The following is an 8,409-nucleotide window of genomic DNA, read 5'->3' as shown; positions in this document are numbered from 1 at the left end:
ACACCAGCATCACCAACGACGGAATGAAGTTTCTGGGGCAGATCAAAAGCCTGCGGTCGCTCAATTTGCGGCGGAGCACCAATTTGACGGATGAGGGGCTTCAGCACCTGGTGACGCTGGAAAATCTTCAGGAATTGGCGCTGCTTTACAACAATTTTTCCGATGCCGGCATGAAGTGGGTGGGACAGCTCAAGAAGCTCCGCAACCTGGACCTGCGGGGATGTGTCATGATCACGGATGCGGGCCTCGAACAACTGAAAGACCTGAAAGAATTGCGGGCCCTCAAGTTGCGGAACCAACCCAGCGTTACCGATGCGGGCGTGGCCACGATCGCCCAGTTGACCAATTTAAAGGACCTCGCTCTGGAGGATTCTGGAATTACCGACGCCGGCGTGAAACAGCTTGCATCGCTCACCAATCTGGAAACGCTCAACCTCATGCGTTGTTATGGGGTGACGGATGATGGCATCGCCGCGCTCAAGCCGCTCACCAAGTTGCGGCAGCTCTTTCTCCGCGGACTTTACATCTCCGGGCATGGACTGAAGGAACTCACCGACTGCAAGAATCTCGAAGAGCTGGATCTGGCTGAGACGCAGGCGGATGACACGACCGCCGAGGCCCTGCTCAATTTCCCCAATCTGAAGAGTCTGGATCTCTGGCACACGACAATCACCGATGCCGGGCTGGCCCATGTCGGTAAACTCAAGCAACTGCAAGAACTGATTCTGGATGGAACACCGATCACGAGCGCCGGGCTGGCTCACCTGGTCAATCTTTCCCAGCTCCAGACGCTCTCGCTCAAGGAGTGTCACAACGTCACCGACGAGGCCGTGCCCCATCTGGTGAAACTTGCATCCCTGAAAAAGTTGTCGCTCCAGCAGAGCGGGGTGACGGAAGCTGGGGTCGAACAGCTTCGGGACAAGTTGACCGGCTGCACGGTCGAGTTCTGATCCACGGACTCGGAAAACGCGAAGCGGCATCCCGGACGAACGCGGACAAAGCGACAACGTTCAGTCCTGGGACGACAAGAAAACAAGCAAGCGGAGTGTCGCCAAGACACCCCGCTTGTTTTTTTCACCGTGCCGGGAAGGCAAGGGGGCCGGTGGATGGAGCGTCACTCGGAGCGGCTCAAGCGAGCGGATGATTTCCGCCTTTGGGCCCATCGGGCAGGTTTTTTGAATCAGTCGAGCGGCTTGACGCGGATATTGCGATAGGCCACCGGACCGTGATTACCCTGAAGCATGATGGGGCCACGGGGCACTTCCTTGCCGGTGACGCCGCCGGGGGTTTGGGAAGGCAGCTCCAGGTTCTCGTGGATGACCTGGCCGTTGAGCACCACTTTGACCAGCTTGCCATTGGCGATTTTCTTGCCTGAGGCGTCAAAACGCGGGGCACGGTACTCGATGACGTACTTTTGCCACTCGCCGGGTTTCTTGGAGGCATTCACCTTGGGAACGGCGATACTGTAGAGCGCGCCCATGTCTCCCATGCCCAGCTTTTCCTTGCCGTAGCTATCGAGGACCTGAATCTCGTATTCGCCCATGACGTAGATGCCGGAGTTGGAACCCTTGGGAACCATCACTTCAATCTCGATGATGGCATCGCCAAAGGTCTGCTCGGTGTAGATGTCCACACCATGGGAACCGACGTTCACGAGTTCTTCCCCACCGGGTTTGCAGATGAGGGCGCGGGGATCATTCGGATCGACGGCCGCCGTTCCCACCTGCCATTTGCTCTGCTCGGGGCTTCCCTTGAGCTTCCAGCCCGGCAGACCCGGCTTGATCGGAATAGTGATCCAGCCGTCTTCTGCGACCGCCGAGGCGGCCAATCCCATCGCCAGAACGCCGCACAGGAGCCAACACACGGACTTCCTCATGGTGCCATCTCCTTGTTCAAGGACCAACACTCACACGCGCCCCACGGCCCCATAGCCAATGGGACAGATCACCTTCGCTGATTGCCAAATTCCGATTGGTCGGTGGGTTTCGTGTTTTCAGGAGGGTTATTCAGGTCGGTAGATGGGATTCGGGGTGGGGAATTGGGCGTTGACCTCTTTCAGCCATTTCTCCAGGGTTGCCCGGAGCTCTGCAACCTTTTCCGGGAAACGGCTGGCAAGGTCCTGTGATTCCTCGGGATCGTCCTTGAGATTGTACAGCTCCCCATGATTATCCTCATAGAAGTGGATGTATTTCCAGTCACCGTGCCGCACCGCACTGTAGGGCGTAGCGCCGCCGGGATGGTAATGCGGATAGTGCCAGAACAGGGCACGGTCGGGCAACGATCCCTGACCACGGAGGACACGGGCCACGCTGATGCCGTCGGCATGGTGCGAAGGATCGTCGGCGAGGCCGAGCATGTCGAGGACGGTGGGATAGAGGTCGATCGTGATGATCGGTTCATGGGAGACGCTTCCTGGAGCGGTCACCCCAGGCCACCGAATGATCCAGGGAACGCGGACGCCACCCTCGTAGGCCGAACCTTTTCCCGCCCGCAGGCCGATGTTGTGGGTCACGGGCCGTTTTTGGCAGGCCGGCAAAACCAGTCCACCGTTGTCGGATGTGAAGATGACGATCGTGCGCTCGGTCAGTTGGAGGCTGTCCAGGGTGTCGAGAATCCGGCCGACGCTCTCATCCAAACTATGGATCATCGCGGCGTAAACCGGGCATTGCTGGCCATCCAGGTCGTCTCCCCGGGCATTCGCTTCTGCGAGCTTCTTTTCGTAGTAGTGGACAAGCTGTTCCTTGGCCTGGAGCGGCGTATGCACGGCATAGTGGGCAAAATACAAGAAAAAGGGCTTTTCCTTGTTGGCACTGATGAACTTAATGGCTTCATCCGTGAGGCGATCGGTGAGATATTCCCCCTCGTGACCGCCCTCCAGGGGAACGCGGCGGTTGTCTTTTCCGTACGGCCAGAAGTAACTGCCGGGCGAACCCCATTGCGTTCCCCCAATATTCAGATCGAATCCCTGATGCTGGGGATAATAGGGGGCGTTACCCAGGTGCCATTTTCCCACATGGGCCGTTGCGTAACCTGCTTGATGGAGCCGTTCGGCGAGGGTGAGTTCTTCGAGGGGAAGGTACATCGTCCAATCGGGAACGCGAAGTTTGGCCCGCGGACGAACATGGCCGGGGATCCAGTCGGTCAGGTGCAACCGCGCCGGATACTTGCCCGTCAGGAGGGCTGCCCGGGTGGGTGAACACACGGTACACGCGGCATAGCCCTGGGTGAAACGCATCCCCTGCGAGGCGAGACGATCGATGTGGGGTGTTTCGTAAAATCGGCTGCCGGTGCATCCAAGATCGGTGGCTCCCAGGTCGTCCACCAGAATGACGACGACATTCCACGATTTGTGGGGCGATTCCTGGGCCAGGGCCGTGCCAGTTAGGGGAAGGATCAAGCCCAGCGCCAAAACGTGTGTCAGTCGATGCATAGCAGGACCTCCCACAGGATCTCGCAGGAATTGCCCGGGGCGGGTCAACATGTTTTCGCCCCCATTATAAACGCCGATGGCGGCAAAACCACCGTGGCGGAGGGAGGAAGCAAAAGCTGGCTTCCCTTTGCAAGACGAATGAGTTCCGGAAAGGTATCGTCCTGATAACCCGGGGGCGGCACACGGCTGCGGGCGAGACACCGCACCGTCCTTTTCCAAAAGCACGGGCTAATTGTCGTTGTCCGCAGAGTACGCCGCTTGGCCGTCGATCCAGACGGCACGAACGGTCGTCTGGGGACTTAGCACGGCTTCCAGGGGATCTCGTTCCGCGAATTGATCGCCCAGTTTGACGACCGTGATCTGGGCAGAGGCCCCGTCCCGCAGATATCCCCAGCCTCGCCATCCCAAGACCTTCGCCGGTTGGGAAGTTGCCATGGCAAGGATTTGCGCGGCGGGCAAGTGGGGAAAGAGTTCCCGTACAGTTTGCAGTTCCCGTAGAATGCTCAGGTCGGGATTGGTGGCGCGACTATCCGTTCCGAGAATCACGGGAATCCCGGCTGCCAGGTAGTCGTCGAGGGGATAACGCGCATGCCCGAAGCGGCAGTGTGTTCGCGGACAGAACACCACCGCAGCCCGCCGGGCCAATCGGCGGAGCAAACTCCGCTCAAGCGATGTCAGATAATTCCCGTGGACAACCAGAAGGGGACGGCTCTGGGAAAGAATGGTGATGTACTCGGCCCAGCTTGTACCGATTCCGAAAAGAGATCGGACATTGATTCCCAGCTCGGCGAACATCTTGTCAAACGGCCCCGTCTGGTGTTGAAGAAACTCTCCTTCCTCTGTTGTCTCGGCAAGGTGGATGGCCACTGGAAGAGCCCGGGCATTGGCGTATGAAACGAGTTGCCGCAGGACGGCGGGCGGGACGGTATAGGGGGCATGGGGACTGATTCCCGGGTCTACCCCCAGCAGCGCACAGGCGCGGCGGTGGGCGTCCACTCGGGCAGGGAGTGCCCCGACCACATCCTCCCGCACGGCGATGCACTCCAGAAGGCTGAGCACACGGGGACACGGCTGGGAAGATAAATGTTGTTGGGGAAAGACTGTTTCCAGCCACCAGGCAGGCCAGCCGGGCTGCGCGATGTCAACAATTCCGCAGGCACCTCCCGCAACACATTCCTGGATACCGCGGTGGAGGGCTTCCGCCGGACGGTAGGCCGCCGATCGGCGAAACACGACCACGGTGGGAATCCAGTCCCACAGAGCTTGGCCCTCCGTAAAACCTCTGTTCCAACCGCTCAACTCCAGATGGGTGTGGGCATTGATCAGTCCGGGAAGGATTGCACAGCCCGGATAGGCATGCTCTTCGACGACGATCCGTGCACTTTCGGGCAGGCTGGCCCGCAGCTCCTCCGCAACGCGACCGGAAGAGGAACCATCCGCAACAGCCAGCACGCGATCCTGGTAGAGAAAAACACTGCCCAACCGGCGAGGAGACTCTCCGGGGGATATGACCCAGTCAGCGGACAGTCGATAAATTCGGAACTCGGGCATCAGTTCTACGGTGGGAGTCGTATCGAATTATTTTGGAGATCACAGCTTATTCCCAGCGAGTGTTGCGACCCCAGCTCAATCGGCGTCGTCCTCGGCGGCCACCCGATATGCCGAGGGAGGAATCATCCAGGAGACAATCAGTCCAGCGGCGAGAATGCCGGCGGCCACGATCGGCCCGCGAAACATCAGGCCGTCCTCCGTCCAACTGGCCAGGGATTCCAGCCAGGGATTCTGGCGGTAGAACTCGGCGGTGATCGATCCCATAGCCAGACCGAGACCGTTATGCAAAGCATGATACACCACACAGGGGTAAAGGCTGCCCGTGCGAAGGGCAAGCATTCCCAGCACCAGTCCCGCCACAAATGCCACCACCGACTGCTGCATAAGGGCATGGGTGAGGCCGAAAAACACAGCGGAGTACACCACGGCCTCCAGAGACCTCAGACCACTCCGAAAGCCGGAGAGCACGAATCCTCGGAAGGCGAGTTCTTCGCATACGGCCGGTACGAGAGCCATCACGAACAGCAGCGTCGGCCAGTCCGGCACGCTTGTGGAAAGCTGCTTGAGGTACTCCGCGATGGCCGGATCGAGAGGGTACACTCTCGTCACCCACAATTTGAATGCACTGAATGCAGGACACAGAACAACGGCGAGCAGCGCCGCACCCAGGATGTGCTGCCAGCGGGGCCATCCCAGAAGGAGTGTGTCGCGCGGCCTGTCCACGAACAGCCACGTCATCACCGCCACCGGCAGGAGGACCACAACCAACTGCGTGATGAGCGCCTGCTGCATGAAACTGAGGGTCGCCGAAGTCCGGGCAAGAGCTTGTGTCAGCACAAAACGAATCAGTAGAATGCTGACCCCACACAGAAGTGCCAGCGCCGGAGTGGGAACGGAACGCCGGCGTGTGGCGTACCGCAGCCAGGCATTGAGATCAAATCGCTCACTCTCCCGGAAGAGCACCTGCTCGCGATTGAACTGCTGGACAGACCAGCGGAGCATGAGAAGGCATCCGCCCAGAGTCACCGCAGTCACCGGCGCGACGAAGCGGAGGGCCTCGGCGATCTGCCCCTCGATGAGGGTTTTCAGCAACAGCACCAGGCCCGTGATCGGAATGAGAGATGTGCCGAGGTCCAGTTCAAGACCTCGCGCCATGGGCAAGCCGACCAGCGGTAGCGTGACAAAAAGCAGCGGCATCAGATAGTACTGGCCTTCTTTCGTACTTCGCGCGAATGCGGCGATGCCCAACGCCAAACAACTGAACGCGGCCGAAGTCGGTAACAGCGCCAGTCCCAGCCACAGGACCGAGGACAGCGGAGGAGCGGAAAACTGCGGCAGGTTGCCGAACGCCAGCCACCCTGTCAGCCCCATGCTGACCAGGTTGAGGACCGCAGTCGCCATACTAAAAAGCGTGACGGCGGCCAGCTTGCCGAGGACGATTTCTTTCCGGCTGGCCGGACTGGAAAGAAGTGTTTCCAGCGTTCCCCGCTCCTTTTCTCCGGCGCACAGATCCACTGCTGGATAGAACGAGCCGGTGAGGGACCAGATGACCAGCAGGATGGGGAAAATCTTGGCCCAAACAGCAGCTCCCTGAAGCGACGTTCCCGCCGAGACATCCGCGATTTCCAGACGGAAAGGGCGAGCGGCTTCCGGCGGCAACTGAGCGGCCGCCAGATTGGCGATCATCACCTGGGTGCTCCATTGTTCCAGGACGCGCTGCAATCGATTGTAGGCGGTTTGCGATCTTTCCTGCGCGGATGAAAAGTAAATCTGCGGCGAGGGAATGGCGGACCGCGCCACAATGACCGGTTGACCCTTCCCGGCCGGGATCGCGCCGGAGTTATTCGATTCGTCTGGGCTCTCCGGCCCGGGAGGTTGAGAACCTGCATGGGCCGGATTCTGAACATCGGAAGGATAGTGTGCCGCCAACTGTCGGCGGATCTCCTCCCGGAATCGCGCAAGTTCACCCGCGAATCCCGGTGGAAACACCAGTACGGCGTCAAAATTCTGCGATGTGATGGCTTCCTTGGCGAGGGCTTCCCAGCCCTCAGTCGTTCTGGGCAGGACGTGATCCTCGGGCTCCTCGCGGAGAAAAGTCAACTCCAGAAGACGGGCTTCCCCAGGAGTTGCAAAAAATATTTCACAAAAGCGATTGTTTTCGAACAGCGGGGGATCGAGCGGTTCCCGAGCGCCGATAACCAGTATCCGACTGGGCTTTTCCCCCATGAACTGGGCAATTTGAAAAAAGCTCAAACCCAGCAGGGGGTAGAGCAGCACCGGGAGCACCGCCACCATGAAGATCGTCCGGCGATCGCGCAACTGATCGCGGATTTCGCGGGCAAAGATGATGCGAACGTTTCGCCACGTCATGTCCGACGGTTTATTGCGGGTGATCCGGTCTGGGTGTCGATTTCAGTTCCCACCATGTCCCGCTCGCACGGTTCACGGCGATTTTCCTCCTGCGTTGCTTCCGGCTGGCGGCCTTCCGATTCGACCTGGGTAATCAGACGGAAAAAGAGTTCTTCCAGATCATTTTCGCGGTACTTGTCGCGGAGTTCCGACAATGTGCCCGCGGCCAGAATCTTGCCCCGATAAAGGATAGCAATGCGGTCGCAGAGCTTTTCTGCCTCGCGCATGATGTGCGTGGAAAAAATGACACATTTCCCTTGATCACGCAGCTCTCCGATGGTTTTGAGCAGCGCTCGTGCCACGAGCACGTCCAAGCCTGCGGTGGGTTCATCGAAAATGAGCACGGGGGGATCGTGAATGAGGGCGCGGGCCACGGAGACCTTTTGCTTCATCCCAGTGGACATCTTGGCGCCCAGGACGTCACGGATCTCCCACATGCGGAGGCGATGGAAAAGCTCTTCCATGCGGGCGTGCAGCACATCCCGCGGCAACCCGTAGAGAAGTCCAAAGTATTCCACCATTTCCCAGGCGGTCATGCGGTCATACACGGCCGTGTTGACGGACATGAATCCGATCGACCGTCGGACTTCGTCGGGCTGGGTGAGGCAATCAAAGCCGTTGACCACGGCCCGGCCGGATGTCGGCTTGAGGAGCGTCGCAAGGATCCGCAGCGTGGTGGTTTTTCCCGCCCCATTGGGGCCCAGGAGGCCGAAAACCTCGCCGGCTCGGGCCACGAAACTGAGTCCCTCCAGGGCCACAATCCGTCCCCGACGAAGGTCGTCATAATGCTTGGCGAGATTTTCCACGACCACGCTGGACATGAGGATATGCTCATCTAGCCTGCCGAACCCCCGGGGACGCTCAAAAGATCTGCCGCCGCCCGCGCTGTCTCATGACAAACCCATGACAAAGTCGGCGAGCGCTCGAACGTGAAGCCTCTCGATCGCTCATTGAATCGGCTGTTGGCGGTCGAGGCCTCCCCGGATGCTGTTCAAAGTTTTCCCATGGTCACAGTTTTC

Annotated in this window: 6 protein-coding genes; 1 reads left to right on the top strand and 5 read right to left on the bottom strand. The window is 59.5% G+C overall.

Features of this window, described 5'->3' with window-relative positions:
• Positions 1–950 (top strand): hypothetical protein (locus H5U08_RS05650; protein WP_297031123.1); only part of this gene is annotated, 950 nt, incomplete at its 5' end.
• A gap of 230 nt (positions 951–1,180) precedes the next feature.
• Here H5U08_RS05650 and H5U08_RS05645 read toward each other — a convergent pair.
• From H5U08_RS05645 to H5U08_RS05625, 5 genes are all read right to left on the bottom strand, one after another.
• Entirely contained in the window at positions 1,181–1,876 is a 696-nt protein-coding gene (locus H5U08_RS05645; protein WP_297031121.1) for a DUF1080 domain-containing protein, read from the bottom strand.
• A gap of 126 nt (positions 1,877–2,002) precedes the next feature.
• Positions 2,003–3,430, bottom strand: a complete 1,428-nt coding sequence (locus tag H5U08_RS05640; RefSeq protein WP_297031120.1) for a sulfatase — start codon at positions 3,428–3,430, stop codon at positions 2,003–2,005.
• Positions 3,431–3,658: 228 nt separating this feature from the next.
• On the bottom strand, positions 3,659–4,912 hold the full coding sequence (locus H5U08_RS05635) for an amidohydrolase family protein (RefSeq protein WP_297031119.1): 1,254 nt from the start codon (positions 4,910–4,912) through the stop codon (positions 3,659–3,661).
• A gap of 144 nt (positions 4,913–5,056) precedes the next feature.
• On the bottom strand, positions 5,057–7,351 hold the full coding sequence (locus tag H5U08_RS05630) for an ABC transporter permease subunit/CPBP intramembrane protease (protein WP_297031117.1): 2,295 nt from the start codon (positions 7,349–7,351) through the stop codon (positions 5,057–5,059).
• On the bottom strand, positions 7,348–8,211 hold the full coding sequence (locus H5U08_RS05625; protein ID WP_297031115.1) for an ATP-binding cassette domain-containing protein: 864 nt from the start codon (positions 8,209–8,211) through the stop codon (positions 7,348–7,350). Before H5U08_RS05625 ends, H5U08_RS05630 begins: the two co-directional genes overlap by 4 nt.
• Positions 8,212–8,409 lie beyond the last annotated feature (198 nt).

The sequence above is a fragment of the Thermogutta sp. genome, from assembly GCF_014359955.1.
Classification (GTDB): domain Bacteria; phylum Planctomycetota; class Planctomycetia; order Pirellulales; family Thermoguttaceae; genus Thermogutta.
The sequence above is the reverse complement of the archived record's forward strand: the minus strand, read 5'-3'. Positions and strand labels throughout refer to the sequence as shown.